This is a genomic window from Lysinibacillus sp. NPDC096212 (assembly GCF_044763105.1).
Lineage (GTDB): Bacteria > Bacillota > Bacilli > Bacillales_A > Planococcaceae > Lysinibacillus.
In genome coordinates this window covers 1-15880 of record NZ_JBIWFQ010000041.1, presented here as the reverse complement: position 1 = coordinate 15880, position 15880 = coordinate 1, and the positions used below count along the sequence as shown (strand labels likewise).

Annotated in this window: 18 protein-coding genes and 1 rRNA gene; 1 reads left to right on the top strand and 18 read right to left on the bottom strand. The window is 37.1% G+C overall.

Going from position 1 to position 15880, the window contains the following annotated elements:
- Window positions 1-38: 38 nt before the first annotated feature.
- The 3 genes from ACIQ7T_RS25815 to metG form a co-directional block, all read right to left on the bottom strand.
- A complete protein-coding gene (locus ACIQ7T_RS25815; protein WP_370081877.1) occupies window positions 39-1250 on the bottom strand; it encodes a resuscitation-promoting factor in 1212 nt (403 codons plus the stop codon).
- A 135-nt stretch (window positions 1251-1385) separates the two neighbouring features.
- Window positions 1386-2156, bottom strand: coding sequence for a TatD family hydrolase (locus ACIQ7T_RS25810; RefSeq protein WP_402874728.1), 771 nt, complete (start codon window positions 2154-2156; stop codon window positions 1386-1388).
- Between the two features lie 253 nt (window positions 2157-2409).
- Window positions 2410-4386 (bottom strand): methionine--tRNA ligase, encoded by a 1977-nt coding sequence (gene metG / locus ACIQ7T_RS25805; protein ID WP_370081873.1) that lies wholly within the window; start codon window positions 4384-4386, stop codon window positions 2410-2412.
- Between the two features lie 583 nt (window positions 4387-4969).
- On the opposite strand from metG, the gene ACIQ7T_RS25800 reads away from it, so the two are divergent.
- Window positions 4970-5248: a transition state genes transcriptional regulator AbrB gene (locus tag ACIQ7T_RS25800; RefSeq protein WP_004229214.1), complete on the top strand. Its 279-nt coding sequence runs from the start codon at window positions 4970-4972 to the stop codon at window positions 5246-5248.
- Window positions 5249-5502: 254 nt separating this feature from the next.
- On the opposite strand, the gene ACIQ7T_RS25795 is transcribed toward ACIQ7T_RS25800, so the two are convergent.
- From ACIQ7T_RS25795 to rrf, 15 genes are all read right to left on the bottom strand, one after another.
- On the bottom strand, window positions 5503-5628 hold the full coding sequence (locus ACIQ7T_RS25795; RefSeq protein WP_370081871.1) for a hypothetical protein: 126 nt from the start codon (window positions 5626-5628) through the stop codon (window positions 5503-5505).
- A gap of 164 nt (window positions 5629-5792) precedes the next feature.
- Window positions 5793-6665: a 16S rRNA (cytidine(1402)-2'-O)-methyltransferase gene (gene rsmI, locus ACIQ7T_RS25790; protein ID WP_370081869.1), complete on the bottom strand. Its 873-nt coding sequence runs from the start codon at window positions 6663-6665 to the stop codon at window positions 5793-5795.
- The gene (locus ACIQ7T_RS25785; protein ID WP_142510476.1) at window positions 6662-6925 is read right to left on the bottom strand and encodes a GIY-YIG nuclease family protein; all 264 of its coding nucleotides are present in this window, start codon (window positions 6923-6925) and stop codon (window positions 6662-6664) included. The genes rsmI and ACIQ7T_RS25785 overlap by 4 nt, the downstream gene beginning before the upstream one ends.
- On the bottom strand, window positions 6909-7658 hold the full coding sequence (locus tag ACIQ7T_RS25780) for a tRNA1(Val) (adenine(37)-N6)-methyltransferase (protein ID WP_370081867.1): 750 nt from the start codon (window positions 7656-7658) through the stop codon (window positions 6909-6911). Before ACIQ7T_RS25780 ends, ACIQ7T_RS25785 begins: the two co-directional genes overlap by 17 nt.
- A 63-nt stretch (window positions 7659-7721) precedes the next feature.
- A complete protein-coding gene (gene yabA, locus ACIQ7T_RS25775; RefSeq protein ID WP_370081865.1) occupies window positions 7722-8078 on the bottom strand; it encodes a DNA replication initiation control protein YabA in 357 nt (118 codons plus the stop codon).
- Between the two features lie 27 nt (window positions 8079-8105).
- Entirely contained in the window at window positions 8106-8921 is an 816-nt protein-coding gene (locus ACIQ7T_RS25770) for a PSP1 domain-containing protein (protein WP_132364280.1), read from the bottom strand.
- Window positions 8914-9918: a DNA polymerase III subunit delta' gene (holB, locus tag ACIQ7T_RS25765; protein ID WP_402874722.1), complete on the bottom strand. Its 1005-nt coding sequence runs from the start codon at window positions 9916-9918 to the stop codon at window positions 8914-8916. Before holB ends, ACIQ7T_RS25770 begins: the two co-directional genes overlap by 8 nt.
- A gap of 561 nt (window positions 9919-10479) precedes the next feature.
- Window positions 10480-10920 (bottom strand): YaaR family protein, encoded by a 441-nt coding sequence (locus ACIQ7T_RS25760; RefSeq protein WP_370081859.1) that lies wholly within the window; start codon window positions 10918-10920, stop codon window positions 10480-10482.
- A gap of 47 nt (window positions 10921-10967) precedes the next feature.
- A complete protein-coding gene (locus ACIQ7T_RS25755; protein WP_049667342.1) occupies window positions 10968-11297 on the bottom strand; it encodes a cyclic-di-AMP receptor in 330 nt (109 codons plus the stop codon).
- Window positions 11298-11490: 193 nt separating this feature from the next.
- Entirely contained in the window at window positions 11491-12120 is a 630-nt protein-coding gene (gene tmk, locus ACIQ7T_RS25750; protein ID WP_370081857.1) for a dTMP kinase, read from the bottom strand.
- Window positions 12121-12137: 17 nt separating this feature from the next.
- Window positions 12138-13562 (bottom strand): aminotransferase class I/II-fold pyridoxal phosphate-dependent enzyme, encoded by a 1425-nt coding sequence (locus ACIQ7T_RS25745; RefSeq protein ID WP_370081855.1) that lies wholly within the window; start codon window positions 13560-13562, stop codon window positions 12138-12140.
- Window positions 13563-13650: 88 nt separating this feature from the next.
- Window positions 13651-14187: an HXXEE domain-containing protein gene (locus ACIQ7T_RS25740; RefSeq protein ID WP_370081853.1), complete on the bottom strand. Its 537-nt coding sequence runs from the start codon at window positions 14185-14187 to the stop codon at window positions 13651-13653.
- Window positions 14188-14374: 187 nt separating this feature from the next.
- Window positions 14375-14968, bottom strand: coding sequence for a TetR/AcrR family transcriptional regulator (locus tag ACIQ7T_RS25735; protein ID WP_370081851.1), 594 nt, complete (start codon window positions 14966-14968; stop codon window positions 14375-14377).
- A 268-nt stretch (window positions 14969-15236) separates the two neighbouring features.
- Window positions 15237-15671 carry an SRPBCC domain-containing protein gene (locus ACIQ7T_RS25730; protein WP_402874717.1) on the bottom strand — a complete coding sequence of 145 codons (435 nt, stop codon included), beginning with the start codon at window positions 15669-15671 and terminating at the stop codon, window positions 15237-15239.
- Between the two features lie 116 nt (window positions 15672-15787).
- A 5S ribosomal RNA gene (gene rrf / locus ACIQ7T_RS25725) occupies window positions 15788-15880 on the bottom strand; the annotation flags it as partial.

Here is a 15880-nt window from a genome sequence, read left to right as displayed (position 1 = left end):
TAATAGTGAAAAACATTTTGATTAATTTTACAATTTTTTTAATTTAATACTTTTATACGCACTTTCCTTACTCCCCAATTACTAGCTTGGGATTCAGATTGTACAAGTATGTCGATCCGATTACCCTTAATTGCACCACCAGTATCTCCTGCAATAGCTGTTCCATAGCCCTCAACCCAAACTTTTGAACCGAGCTTAATAACAGAAGGGTCTACAGCTATTACTTTCAACCCAGATCCTGATTGCAAATTAATCCCAGTGGCAGATATCCCCGAGCAGCCGCTACAATTAGGTGTATAAGCGGTTGCCGTTACATAAAATTCTTTACCACTAGCTGGCTCTGATGAACCACGTGATACAGTCGCTGCGCTAGCTACTACAGTTTTAGTACCTACTGCAACCACTTGCTTTTGCGATTCTTTTACAACTTTCTCTGATTGTAAATTTTTAGTTACAACTTGGCCATTCTCTTTCACAACTTCATATGTTTTAGTCATTAATCCTTTTTGGCCTGCTGTTACAACTTTTTGTTTTCCTTTTTGCAATGAAGCATCCTGCTTCTTTTCAATTGCGAAATCTAAAGATTCTTCCACTACATCGATAACCTTTTCTACGCGAACTACTGTGATTTTACTCTGCGGAGTGATTACGTCCTTCAGGTTATTCTCGACACGATCGAATTCATTTAGTTGAATTCCTTGTTGTTTTAAAAAGTTAGCGACCGTAGTCGAAGTGGACCATACTTGTCTCTCGTTTACGCCATCGACAAGCGATACTTGAAACGCCTTTTGAATATCGATCTTGTTGTCTGCTCCTACTTCTGTATCTAGACCTTGTACTAATGAGTCATGCTCTGATACTTCAATATTTGCTTCTTTCAAAATGTCTTTCACTTGTGTTTCAGTTGTCCAAACTTTTGACTGATTTCCATCAACTGAAATAGTTACTTCTTTTGCCTGTTCCCATGAAATTGCTAATCCATTAACAATTTTGGTGTTCAGAGAGGGTGATATTTTGTCATGCTCTGCTACGTCTATATTTTGATCTTGTAATAATTGTTCTACAGTTTTGGCATGTGTTGTTACTTCGATTGTTTCTCCGTTCGCATCAAGCGTTACGGACTTTTTAGTACCTTGATAAAGTACAAATGAAATTACAGATACAAACAGGACAAGTGAAATAATGCTTATCACTGTTTGCTTACTCCTCAATGATCCTAAGAACAAGTTTTTCATGGAATTATTTGACATGAAAAAACGCCTCCTTAATACAAAGTTGGATTATACGTACTAGATTTGGCACTGTCAACCCGAATGTATTTCAAAGAAAATTGACATTCCCTTTTTAGCCAACCACAAACTCAGTATTGGAGGCATCTCAGCTAGTTAATTGTCAATCCTAAAAATTTTTTTCGCATTGGCTGTCGTTACTTGTGCAATTTCCTCAATCGTTAATCCTTTTAAACGGGCAATTTCTTCTGCAACTAATGGCACTAAAGCTGGCTCATTACGTTTTCCTCGATATGGATGAGGTGCTAAATACGGTGCATCAGTTTCAATCATCAAATGTTCTAAAGGTATTTCTGTCGCCACTTCTTTCGGCATTCGTGCATTTTTAAATGTCACCGGCCCACCAAGACTAATCATAAAATTCATAGCAATACATTCTTGTGCGGTTTCCACACTGCCACTATAACAATGCATAACGCCTCCCACGGAAGCAGCGTTTTCTTCACGTAAAATTTGTACAACATCTCCAGTAGCATCCCTGTTATGAATAATGATTGGTAAATTCAGCTTTTGCGCTAAATGAATTTGCTTGCGGAAAAGTGCTTGTTGAACATCTTTCGGGGATTTATCCCAATAATAGTCCAACCCGGTTTCACCAATACCTACTATTTTTGGATGTGCTGCTAATTTCTCAATCCAATTTAAATCCTCTTCTGTACAATCAATGGCATCGACAGGGTGCCAACCAATGACACCATAAACAAAATCATACTGTTCAACCAGTTGCATTGTTTTTTCTATAGTTTTGCGGTCGAAACCAACAACAACCATTGTTTCTACTTTGGCTTCAAGAGCTCTATCTATAACCTCTTGTAAGTCTTCTTCATACTGATCTGCATTTAAGTGTACATGTGTATCAATAAACATCGTTATTCTCCTAACATAGATTTTATTAGAAATTATTATTTCATATTTTTCATCAGTGTTACAATTTTGTTACAAACAATTTAGTATTATAACATTACTCATAACCTCAGACACCACGTTTGTTACTATATACCTAAAAAACCTCAATGAATAATGTGTATAAATTATTTCAAGATAATAAAACACTCATTTTCAAGACGGATTTTAAAAGCCTGCTGAACTTTTTACATTCAGCAGGCCTTCCTAAAATTTATTACTTTACTTTTGCGCCGTTCTCTAGTTTCGGATCAACCGATGCTAATTTTAAAATCCCATCTTTTTCACCAGCTAGAATCATTCCTTGTGATAATTCACCACGTAATTTAACTGGCTTTAAGTTAGAGACTACAATCACTTTTTGACCAATTAATTCATCTGGAGAATAAAACTTTGCAATACCTGAAACTACTTGTCGTTGCTCATATCCAAGATCCACTTGAAGCTTTAATAATTTGTCTGCCTTTGGAATAGTTTCACACGCTGTTACAGTAGCTACACGTAAATCAACTTTCATAAAATCATCAATAGTAATTTCAGGAATTTCTGGAACCTCTGCAGCTTTTTGCTCGTTTTTTGTTTCTTCCACTTGTGGAGTTTTCACTGAACCACGCATTTCTTCACGAATATACGCAATTTCAACTTCACTCTCTAAACGAGGGAAAATGGGAATCCCTTTTTCTACCACTTTAATGTTTGCTGGAATAGTATTGCCGAATGTTTCAATTGTTTCCCATGCTAAGAATTTGTCATCCAAGCCTAATTGTTCAATAATTCGTTTGGGAGTAGATGTCATAAATGGTTGTAACATGACAGCAATTTGGTGTAAACTCTCCGCCAAATTTCGCATAACAGCTCCTAATTTTGGCTTATCTGATTCCTCTTTTGCTAGCACCCACGGTTGAGTTTCATCTATATATTTATTCGTTCTTGAAACAAGTGTCCATACGTCTGCTAATACGACACTAAATTGCATTTTTTCCATACTTTCTTCATATTTAATACGTACCGATTTAGCCTGCTCTTTTAAAGCCGCATCAAATTCTGTCGACTGAAGATTTTCAGTTGGAATAATGCCGTCGAAATATTTATTAATCATTGAAATAGTACGATTCAATAAATTGCCTAAATCGTTTGCTAAGTCGAAGTTTGTACGTTCAACAAATGATTCTGGCGAAAATACACCATCAGATCCGAATGGTAACTCGCGCAATAGGAAATATCGTGTCGCATCTAAACCATAACGTTCTATTAACATTTCAGGATAAATAACATTGCCCTTTGATTTAGACATCTTACCGTCTTTCATCATTATAAAACCATGGGCAAATACTTTTTTAGGAAGTGGTAAATCTAGTGCCATTAAGAAAATTGGCCAATAAATAGTATGGAATCGAACGATATCTTTACCAACTACATGTACATCTGCCGGCCAATATTTATTGAATAATGTTTCATCCTCCGAAAGATATCCTAATGACGTTATATAGTTAGTTAAGGCATCTACCCATACATAAATTACATGTTTAGGGTCTCCTGGAACTTTAATGCCCCAATCAAATGAAGTTCTTGAAACAGATAAATCTTCTAGCCCTGGTTTAATGAAGTTATTAATCATTTCATTTTTTCGAGATTCAGGCTCAATAAATTCAAGGTTTTCTTCATAATAAGCTAAAAGACGATCTGCGTATTTCTTCATATTAAAGAAGTAAGATTCCTCTTTAACTTTGTGTACTGGACGACCACAGTCTGGACAGTTACCCTCTACTAATTGTGTCTCAGTAAAGAAAGATTCACATGGTGTACAGTACGAACCTTCATACTCACCTTTATAAATATCACCATTATCTAAAAACTTTTGGAAAATCTTTTCGACAGTTTTCGTATGACGCTCTTGCGTCGTTTGAATAAAGTCATCGTATGAAATGTCCATCAATGCCCAAAGCTTTTTCGCAGCATCTGCAATTTCATTCACGTATTCTTGAGGATGTTTGCCCGCTTCTGCAGCTTTTTCTTGAATCTTTTGCCCATGCTCATCCATTCCCGTTAAGAAACGTACATCATAACCACGTAAACGTTTATAACGTGCAATTGTATCTGATGCTACAGTTGTATACGCTGTACCGATATGGAATTTCCCACTTGGGTAATAAATAGGGGTTGTTATATAGAATGTTTTGTTTTGTTCGCTCACAAGAACTGCCTCCATTGTTTCACAGTATACTATCTATTCTAACTAAGTACGAAATTCGTTTCAACTTCTTTCAGCGGGTGTCCAAACACCCGCTGAAATAGAGGAACTCAGGCTAAGACCTTTACATCCTGTGAAAACGCCTGAGTGACCAGCATCGGTGCTGTTGCTGACGCTTCGCTTTCGCACAGACAAAAACAAGTTGCTGCCGCTGCGTTAGCACTACGCTTTCGCACAAAAAACATCTGCAGGCCTGGCACAAAGCCAATTCCGGACGCAATTATGCCGAGGCATAATTGATTGATAGTTCATCGCGCGCGAAAAATGTCGAATGATAGAACCAATCCATTTAATGTCTTAAATGAGAAGCTTTTTTACTATAAATTAAAATATATAATAAAAACCTTTTAAAATAAGCAAAATATCTGTTTTCTCCTCAAAAAATTTTTTCAAAACAATAATATTAGTGTATTAATTAATTGACGTTTATGGCATTACTTGGTATGATAACTATCAGACAAGGAAATTATGTCGAAATTTGACGAAATACCAATATAACTTTTTTACATTAGGAGGAAAAATAATTATGAAATCAACAGGAATCGTTCGTAAAGTCGATGAATTAGGACGTGTAGTAATTCCAATCGAACTTCGCCGTACACTAGGTATTGCAGAAAAAGACGCTTTAGAAATCTATGTGGATGATGACAAAATCATCTTAAAAAAATATATGCCAAACATGACATGTGCTGTAACTGGTGAAGTTTCTGATGATAACTTCCGTCTAGTTGGAGGCAAATTAATTTTAAGCCCTGAAGGCGCAGAAATGTTAGTGAAAGAAATCCAATCTAACTTAAAAAAATAATTTGATATACACACCTAAATCAAGCACAGTGATTTAGGTTTTTTTTTATCAATTTCGCCTTGGCTTGATGCATCTGGAGGCGTTATCTTCATTTAATAGAAGATAAATATAATATACCCAATTTTCGAGTCCCTTATAATGTCCATGTCAGACCTTTTATGATTAAGGATACTATTTTTTACAATTATTATCAATTTATTTGATTTATATGCTCCTCACTAAAGGTTAGGCGTGACATTTGTAAAACTATGAAGTTAAGTTGATTGGAGTGGAGGCTGGGCGATTCCTTGGGGATCAGCAATAGAGGAACGAAGGCTAAAACCATCACGTCCTGTGATAACGCCTTCGTGACCAACATCGTGTTGGCCCAAGCGGCTCATCGGACGCCCCCAGGAATCTTTGCTCTGTGCGAAAGCGTAGCGACAGCAACAACAAAGCGCTCAGCCGGAACGTAAATCAACCTCACGTTATTGTGATGAGTCATCTATTTGATTAGATATACAAAGAAAGAGGTCGCCTTATTTAGGCAACCTCTTTCTTTCCATTAACTATGGTATTCATTATAGACTTCTCGCTTAGCTACTTGACGTAGTTTTGCTACTTCCTTTATAGCTTCTTTTGATGTAACGCCTGTATCATTAATAATATAATCGACATGTTCAACGACAGACATTGTCATCCAATAAGCATCTTCGTTAATTTCTTCCTCGGCATTCTCATTACCTTCAAGGACAATACAAAATTCCCCTCGAATTTCCTCCGTTTGTGACCATTCCACTGCTTCAGCCAACGTACCACGTAAAAACTCTTCGAATTTTTTAGTTAACTCACGAGCTAATACGATTCGACGATTACCAAGAATAGATTCCATATCTTTTAAAGTGTCCTTTAAACGATGAGGAGCCTCATAAAACAAAATAGTTTCCTGACGTTTTTTTAGTTGCTCTAATTGCTGTCGACGGTCCTTTTTTCCTCTATTTAAAAATCCGTAAAAGAAAAATGGCTGCGGTGTTAATCCAGAAGCGATTAATGCTGATATTGCAGCATTGGGACCTGGCACCGGCACAACTGGAAAGTCTTGATCGATAGCTTTTTCGACTATATCTGCACCTGGATCGGAAATACAAGGTAGACCAGCATCGCTAACTAATGCGACTGTTTTTCCTTCACGTAAGAAGGCTAATAGCTTTTCTCCCCCCACCTCTAAATTATGCTCATGATAGCTTATCAGTGGTGTTTCTATATCAAAGTAGTTGCATAGTTTCTTTGTATTACGTGTATCCTCGGCAGCAATAATATCTGCTTCCTTTAAAATACGTAACGCACGTACACTCATATCCTCTAGGTTACCAATAGGCGTTGCCACTAAATATAAACAACCTGTATGACCGTGCATTGTACTTTTCTGAGATTTCATGCGTCATCCCTCCCTATATATTTCATTTTTTGCTTTCGTGTTAGCTGTTTAAAAGCGTATTCTGCGCGCATCGCTTCTTGTTTTGTATCGAATTCCTCTACATAAATACATTCCACTGGACCTCGCGCTCTCGTATATTTTGCTCCCTTACCAGCATTATGCACATCGACACGCCTGTCTACATTATTCGTGTAGCCAGCGTAAAAGGATTGATCGGCACACTCTAACACATAAAAATAATGGCTATTGCTCTTTTCCATAAAGGATTTCTCTCACTTCTGCTGTATATTCATTATCCGAATTATAAACATACAGGGGCGGTAATATTTTCAGATCAGGCTTACCATCTTTAATTCCTTCTATTAATAGTGTATTGGCCTCCTTACCTTCTTTCGGATAAATAAATTGCATACGTTTAGGCTCTAAGCGATTTGCACGCATTGCCGTAACAATATCTAGTAATCGACCAGGACGATGAACAAAAGCTGCCTTTCCGCCTTGCTTTAATAATTTACTTGCTGATTGTATTGCTTCCTCTAGGGTTAAATATAGTTCATGACGTGCAATAGCGTAATGCTCACTTAAATTTTTATCACTAGCTTCATGTGCTAAAAAATATGGTGGATTACAGGTTACAACATCATATTTTTCAATACCAAGCTCCTTAGGAATTTCCTTCACATCACCAAGAACCATATGAATTTGTTCTTCTAACTTATTGTAACGGATACTTCGCTCAGCCATATCAAATAAACGTGGTTGAATTTCTACTCCTGTAATATGTCCCTTTGTTCTGGCGCTTAGAAAAAGTGGAATTACACCATTACCTGAGCACAAATCAACAATTTTCCCTTTATGATATGGGACATTGATAAATTTTGAAAGTAGCACTGCATCCAATGAAAACGAAAAGACCGAGGGACTTTGAATAATACGTAAATTCTCAGCTAATAAATAGTCTAATCGTTCATCACCCTTCAACCAATTTTCCATGTTTCTTCCTCCTACTATACAAAACAAAAGACTGACACCACTATAGTGGGAATCAGCCTTCTATTACACATTTTGTTTATTTAAAAATGATAGACAAAACAGACAGTCTTCACCTTTACGGGAACTTCCGAAATGAACATGACAAACATGGAAGCCTTCTTGGTATAAACGTGCTAGGTTATCATAACCTTCGCCAATATCTAACGGATTCTCTTTCTTCACATCAGAAGCCTGTACAGAGTTTTCATTAGAAAGTAGTTCTTCTAGACGTGTACGAAGGTGATGATTTTCTGTTTCGAGTGCTTTATGCTCCTCCATCATTAACGCTACAAATTGTTTCAATGCACTAAATTGCTCCTGCATTGCTTCGAGCTGTTGTTCGAACTCCATAACGGTATCTAAGAAATTACGGTCCTTCACCCAAGCCACCTCGTCCAATTCTCTATCTTAAATAAGATTTTTTTCGCATGCTAGCAGTTCTTCTAATGTATACTCGACTGTGCGCTCCTGCTCTTGTAAATATACTTGAATGAGTCTTTCCAGTACATTTAAACCTACAACTTTACCGCGGCCATCTGGTGTCATCGTCATATCACCAACGTCTGGCATACCCTCTTTTGCTTCCTCATATTCATCATTTTCATACTTCAAGCAGCACATTAAACGACCGCAAAGACCTGAAATTTTGGATGGATTTAAAGATAAGTTTTGATCTTTAGCCATTTTAATAGAAACCGGCTCAAAATCTCCTAAAAACGTTGAGCAGCAAAGCATTCGGCCACACGGACCAATGCCACCTAACAACTTCGCCTCATCACGAACACCAATTTGACGAAGTTCGATACGTGTTCTGAAAACCGAAGCTAAATCTTTTACAAGATCTCTGAAATCAACGCGTCCTTCAGCCGTAAAATAAAAGATGATTTTATTACGATCAAATGTATATTCAACATCAACGAGCTTCATTTCTAAATTATGCTCAATGATTTTTGCGCTTGCTAGTTCAAATGCATGCTTTGATTCGGCTGCATTTTCCTCTACTTGGATACGATCACGTTCATCCGCTGGTCGTAGAACTTGTTTAAGTGGTAATACAACATCATTATCCCCAACAACCTTTTGGGGGACAACTACTTTACCATATTCTACACCGCGAGCTGTCTCTACAATGACATATTGGCTGTCCTCGAGTAGATATGATGCTGGATCAAAGTAATATATTTTACCCGCTTTTTTAAAACGGACTCCCACTACATTATACAAATGTATATCCCTCCTGCAGATTTAGCATTAACTGCTCCATCATTAACGTCCTATTCATGTTACGCTGTAAAGATGAACGTGCCTGTAAAATAGACTCCATTTGACTAGATAGACGTTCATAAGTCGAATGTAGCGCAGCTTCTTTAAATGTTTGTAACATGTCTGGGTAAGTACAAGCTACTTCGGGATTAGCTTTTATTGACACTATATCACGGTAAGCAAATAGTAGTAAATCTAATGCCTGCTCCATCTCGCCTTTTTCTTTAAACAGTGGCAACCATTCTTCATGTACAACAAGCATTGCCTCATGTACATTCTGACGAATTGCCTCTACTAATTTTAACACTGTTTTTCGAGCATGTGCAAACTGCTCATCATTTGCTAAAATCATAGCTGTTTCGAGCTCGTTCGTCAGCATGCTCACTGTAGAAGCCATCGAGTAAGAAATGTTGCTATCTTGCAAATGCTTTAATAATATGTGTCGGGGCATTTTTTGGAATTTAACATGCTGGCAGCGAGAACGAATCGTTGGTAAAATTGACTGCATTTGCTCCGTTAACAAAATTGCAGTTACTTCACCCTCTGGTTCCTCTAAAAATTTAAGTATCATGTTTGCAGATGCAATATTGAGACGATCTGCATGATGAAGTACATAAATCTTACGTCCCTCTTCAACACCCATCATCTTCATTTCTGCAATTAAATCACGTATTTGATCAATTTTTATAAATTGACCTTCTGGATAAATTTGATGAATATTTGGATGATTACCCGAAACAACACGTCTGCAATTTCGACATGTTTCACATGGAACATTTTGACTTGGTTGCTCACATAGCATTAATTTGACAAAAAACTGCATAATATCTACTTTGCCTGTCCCTTTTTCGCCATCAAAAATGTATGCATGTGCTAATCTATTTTTGTCAAAAATCGTTTGAAGCTGCTTCATTACGACTGGTTGCAGTGTGAATAGCTCTTCAACATTCTTGGCCATAAATTTAAATTCCTTCCTATATCAATTACGCTCATAGCATAATTGTTTCCTATTGCTCAATTTTATGGATCATCACCAAAACGTGTGGTTGATTTCCGTTCCGGCTGGGCGCTTTGTTGTTGCTGACGCTTCGCTTTCGCGCAGAGCAGAGCTTCCTGGGGGCGTCCGATGAGCCGCTTGGGGCAACAGGATGTTGGTCACGAAGGTGTTATCACAGAACGTGATGCTTTTAGCCTTCGTTCCCCTATGTGCTCGCTCCAGGGTCTCGGGCCTACACGATGTTAGTCACGAAGGCGTTATCACAGGATGTGATGGTTTTAGCCTTCGTTCCTCTATCGCTAATCCCCAAGGAGTCGCCCAGCCTCCACTCCAATCAACTTATTTACATAGTAGACGTTTTAACAAAAGTCATCCATAAATTTTGGTGATGAACCAATTTTAGTACAGAAATATCTGCGGCTTTAGAGCAGATAGATTAGTTTTATGTCATTCAACAAATAAATTTGGCTGCTGAATAGATTTGAAAAAAGCCCGCGCCTACAAGAGAACGAGACACGGGTTTTACATATACAAATTAATTAATAAGCCTTTAATCTCACCGATTTTATCAAGAAGGTCAATTGCTTCCTTTTCTTCATCTAAAATATCTTGCGCAAGCTCTACAAGACGCGTATCAATAGTTTCAATTATTTTCAAGCGTCTTCCTTCACCAAAACGATTCCAAGTATGGGATTGCTTTAAATCCATACCATGCTCTACCGTTTCTTGTAGGAATCGTTTAACAAGCATTTTAAAACGAGCAAGTTCTCGTAAATTACGTGATCTTGCAACACGATCACCTGCTGTAGAAATATCCCCTAGCAATCGTGTAAGCTGTTCAGTCTGTAATTTGGTTCCTTGCTTGACGACCATATCTCCAAATCGGTTATTTAGGTTATTGTTATGCAGTGGCTCTTTACGATTAGTATTTAACCCGACACGTATATCTTGATTGATCTTCAAGCTGTTTCGCCCCCACTTGCTTTCTTTATCAAATACATATATTGTGCTTAAAAATGATGAAACTGTTCAATTGGTAATACAAAAACTGTGGCTCCTCCTACCTCTACCTCTACAGGATAAGGTATATAGGAATCTGTATTCCCGCCTAATGGCGAAACAGGGGCAACCATTTGTTCTCGTGCTCGACAATTATCACGAATAATATCTAAAACTTTAGGTATGAGAGAGTCTTCCGTCCCAATAAGAAACGTCGTATTTCCAGAGCGTAAAAATCCTCCTGTGCTCGCTAATTTAGTTGCACGAAACTGATTTTTCGTTAAAGCATTCGATAAGCGGCTGCTATCCTGATCTTGCACTACAGCTACGACTAACTTCATTCGCACTCACCCCTTCGATAAAATTCATCTAAATAAATTTTAGTTACCTTTTATCTATCCGCATTCAGCTGCTGTCGCTTCGCTTTCGCGCAGAAAACATTTGTCGCTGTCGCTTTGCTTTCGCGCAGAAAACATTGCTGAATGATTATTGATGTTACCATTATATCACATTGTGGTAGACAACTTCATGCATTTACTGTATTGCTTCATATACTAATGACCATACATCTTCAACAACACGCTCAATATTTTGATCCGCATTGACGACATGTATACGCTCAGGGTAACGCTCTACTAACTGTAAATATCCTTCCCGAACTTTCTTATGAAAAGCTAAACTTTCGACATCTAAGCGATTTACTTCTCGCTCTCCATGAGCATGAATCCGTGCCAAGCCAACCTCTGGTGCAAGGTCAAATAATATTGTCATATCGGGTAACATCTTACCGATTGCAAACTCGTTAATAGATAATACTTCATCAACGCCGATACCACGCGCATATCCTTGGTATGCTAATGAAGAATCGATAAATCGATCGCAAATAACCGTTTTACCAGCATCCAGCGCAGGTCGTACTTTTTCAAAATAATGCTGACTTCTTGCTGCTGCGTATAATAATGCTTCTGTACGCTCATCCATGGCTGTATGTTCAGGGTTTAAAATAATGCTCCTAATTTTCTCAGCAATTTCAATACCACCAGGTTCTCTCGTTGCTAATACATCAATATTTTCTTCTGCAAGTCGCTCGGCTATTTTTTGAATAACTGTTGTTTTCCCAGCACCTTCTGGACCTTCAAATGTAATAAATAAATTGCAATTCATGCTGTTATTGCCTCCAACTATTTAATGATCTCAATCATCTTTTCTTCTAAACGGTGATTTCCTTGGAACGTTGCACCACAAGCCAGTAACTCCTCTAGCTGGCTTAGCTTTGCTACTGTTATTTTTTCTCCAGGAACAAGCAATGGAATGCCTGGTGGATAAGGAATAATCATATTAGCAGAGATACGTCCTATTGTTCGCATATACGGTAACCATTCTTTTTCTGCCTTTTCAATTTCCTCAAATGTGTAGGCTGGTTCCGTAATAGCTACAAAATTATAGGCTGTTTGTGAAGCCGTTATTATTTCTGCCTTTGGTGTACTTACTAACAATGTTATAGCATCCTTAATACGAACGCGTATTTCTGCAAATGGATAGTTATGTCCCTGTTTCAATAAAGGTAGCACAAGCAATACTTGATTTGCATCTGCTAGTTCTGCATATACATGCTTTGCTTCCAATGCCTCTTGTAATTGAAAACCGCTATAGCCATTAACACGTAACAATAATTTTATAGGGTCGTCTACCTCAATAACTTCCAAAGAGCCAATAGCTCGTAATGCCTCAACCCATTGATCTCTTTTTCCTATTATATATGCACCGTCACTCTCCAAATATGTCTGTATATAATAACGTGCATCATCTAATGAAGCCAATAAAAGATAGGATGGGCTGCTAGATTGTAACATACGTAAATAGTGATTTATTTTGTCGACATCGATTAAATCAGAATTAACATGCATAAAGGATGCCATTGTCATAGCAGGTAGTGTTTTATGTGCAGACTGTACTACTATATCTGCACCAAACGTCAATGCTGATGGTTGAAATAAAGTACATGCACTAAAATGGGCACCATGTGCTTCATCCACTAAAACAGGAATACCCTTCTCATGACAATACGCGATCTGCTGCTGCATTTCTTTAGATGTTATACCATAATAAGTAGGGTACGTTAATACGACAGCACGGGCCACTGGATAATCATCAACTGCACCTTTTAAATCTTTATAAGAAACATGTGTTGCAGTTAATGTACGTTCATCCCATAGCGGGGAAACAAATACAGGTTTTGCTCCAACAAGCTCAATTGCGTGAAATATAGACTTATGTGCATTACGTTGGACAATAATCGTATCTCCTTTTTTACATGTGGCATAAATCATCGCTAAGTTTCCAATTGTAGATCCGCCTACTAAAAAGAAACTTTTCATCGCCCCATATGTATCTGCCAACAAGTTTTCTGCCTCTAATATCATTTCCTCTGGGTGATGTAAGTCATCAAGACCTGATAATTCAGTCACATCATACCGCATTACATCTTTAAAGGGCTGAGGAAGATGGGACAGCTCTCCATGCTTATGCCCTGGGACATGAAAGGAAATATTTTGTTGTTGTCGAAAGCGCTCTAATCCTTCTACAATCGGCCTTTTCTTTTGCAAAACAAAACACCCATTTCCGTTATATTCTCTTAGTTAATTATAACACTTACGTTACAAAAACATTTGCTGAAGATAAATAAAGTGAAATTCATATAACCTTTTTCCCGATCCAATGTGCTAGTAATGCAATAGGGATCACTAAAAGACAAAACGGTAAGCAAATAAAAATAATGTTCCAAGTTATGACTTTATTGACTAATAACGAATGATACAAAATTAAACTATATGGAATAACGATTATCAAAGATGTGAATGCACCAGGTGTAATAGAACGAAGAAATATAGACTGTGCAAGGTGAGTGAACGCATGTAGAAAGTAGGTTAGTGTAACAACAGTAAAAAAGTAGATATCTCCATATGGCCCTTGATTCACATACTGATTTGCCACAAAAGTGGAACTACTTACAAACATGAATATTACGATGACTGCTACCGCAAACTGCGCTGTCGACATCGAAAACTGTTTAATAACCCGATCAGCAATGTTTTTCGGCAATCTTTCGTACAAGATGATAGAATTCTTGTTTAGCCACTTTTCAACCATAATAATTTCTTCAAAATCATGAAGAATAAACATAATAGGAAATAACCAAATAAGTGTTTGAATACCTACCCATTGTTCCATGATGATTCCTCCTATCTAAAATATATTGAGTAATTACTCAAAATTTCTCAAAAAAAATAGCTTCTCATCATAACGTGTGGTTGATTTCCGTTCCGATTGGGCGCTTTCCTAGGGGCATCTAATCTCCACTTCAATCAACTTATATCAATTTCGACTTGGCATAATTACCGCTGTCGCATTGCTTTTGCTATAGATAAACAAATGCGCCCGGATTTTGAATCCCTTTTAATATAAACATAGCTACCTCTTCAATATAATGATTATTTTCAATTGGCATTTTATCTGTTTTTCTTTCTTCAATTAAAACATGCGTTAATATTGTTGATAGAAACATTGAAGCTGCTGTTTCTACCGTCTTTTTTTCCACAGCACATGAAGAAGCTCTTATCAAAAGTGAACTGACTTGTTCACCCATTGCATTTATAAAATCCACAATATCCTTACTAACATTTGTGTTCTGTACTATTTCTGGAGACCAAATAAAAGTTAAAAAGTTTTTATGATCTAATAAAAAATTGGCATATAATTGGCCAAATTTAATTAAAGCTGGATATGGCTCCATCTTTGAAAGCTCTTTTATCTCATTTTGTAGTGAGCCAATAAATGAAAACTCATGAATAAGATAATTAAGAAGTTCATTTTTATCTTTAAAATAATAAAATATAAGCCCCTCTGCTACTCCGCTCTTTAATGCTATTTCTTTAGTAGTCGTTGCGGTAAAGCCCTTTTTAGTAAAAAGCTCTAATGACGCTTCTAAAATTTTATCCTTCTTTGATACCAAACCTTTTCACCACCTTTTTTGAGTGTTTACTCAAATTTAAACTTCACAAAGGGATCTGTCATGTTATTCCATATAATAAGTACGAATAACGTAAAGGATTTCAGTTCCGACTCGTAAACGTTTTAATATAATGTCATGTCATCTCTTACTACTTTTGCTGATAAATATAAAAAGACCATTGCACCTAATAGCAACGATCCTTTATATTACACGTTTATCAATAAAAACTATTTTAAAATGTACTTAACTCTAATTTCTCTACAACATACTAGATACTAGCTTTTACCGCCATCCCTTGTACTAGCTTTTCAATTAATTGTGGTACAAACTTCTCTAAAATTGGATTCATCATGCCCGCTAAGAAACCACTTGCCTTCATTGTTAAATTGCCTACTAACTGACATGTACCATCCTGATCTTGTGTAATTTCAAAATAACCGTCACCGTTTATTGGGTCTGATAAGCCTACCAAATCAAACATAACTTGATTAGGGTTTGATTCCTTGCACATAAGCTCAACCTTTACAGCTTTTTGGATAATGCCAAAATCCCCTTTAAATACCCAAATCATATTTTGTTCATTTGGAAATTCATGATGTAAATAACCGGGTATTAGTACAGCCCATTGCTCTTTATTATGAATAAACTCTTGTAGTTTTGCTTTCTCAATTTGAATATTTTCACTATATAATCCTGTTGCCATTTCAATACACCCCTTTATTTATTCATTTAGATCAATTAAATTCTAACATTTTTCAGGGCGTTATTACCGATTTTTAAACATTAAAAAAACCACTGATTTCTCAGTGGCTGCTTTGTGCCTAGCGACGTCCTACTCTCACAGGGGGAAGCCCCCAACTACCATCGGCGCTAAAGAGCTTAACTTCCGTGTTCGGTATGGGAACGGGTGTG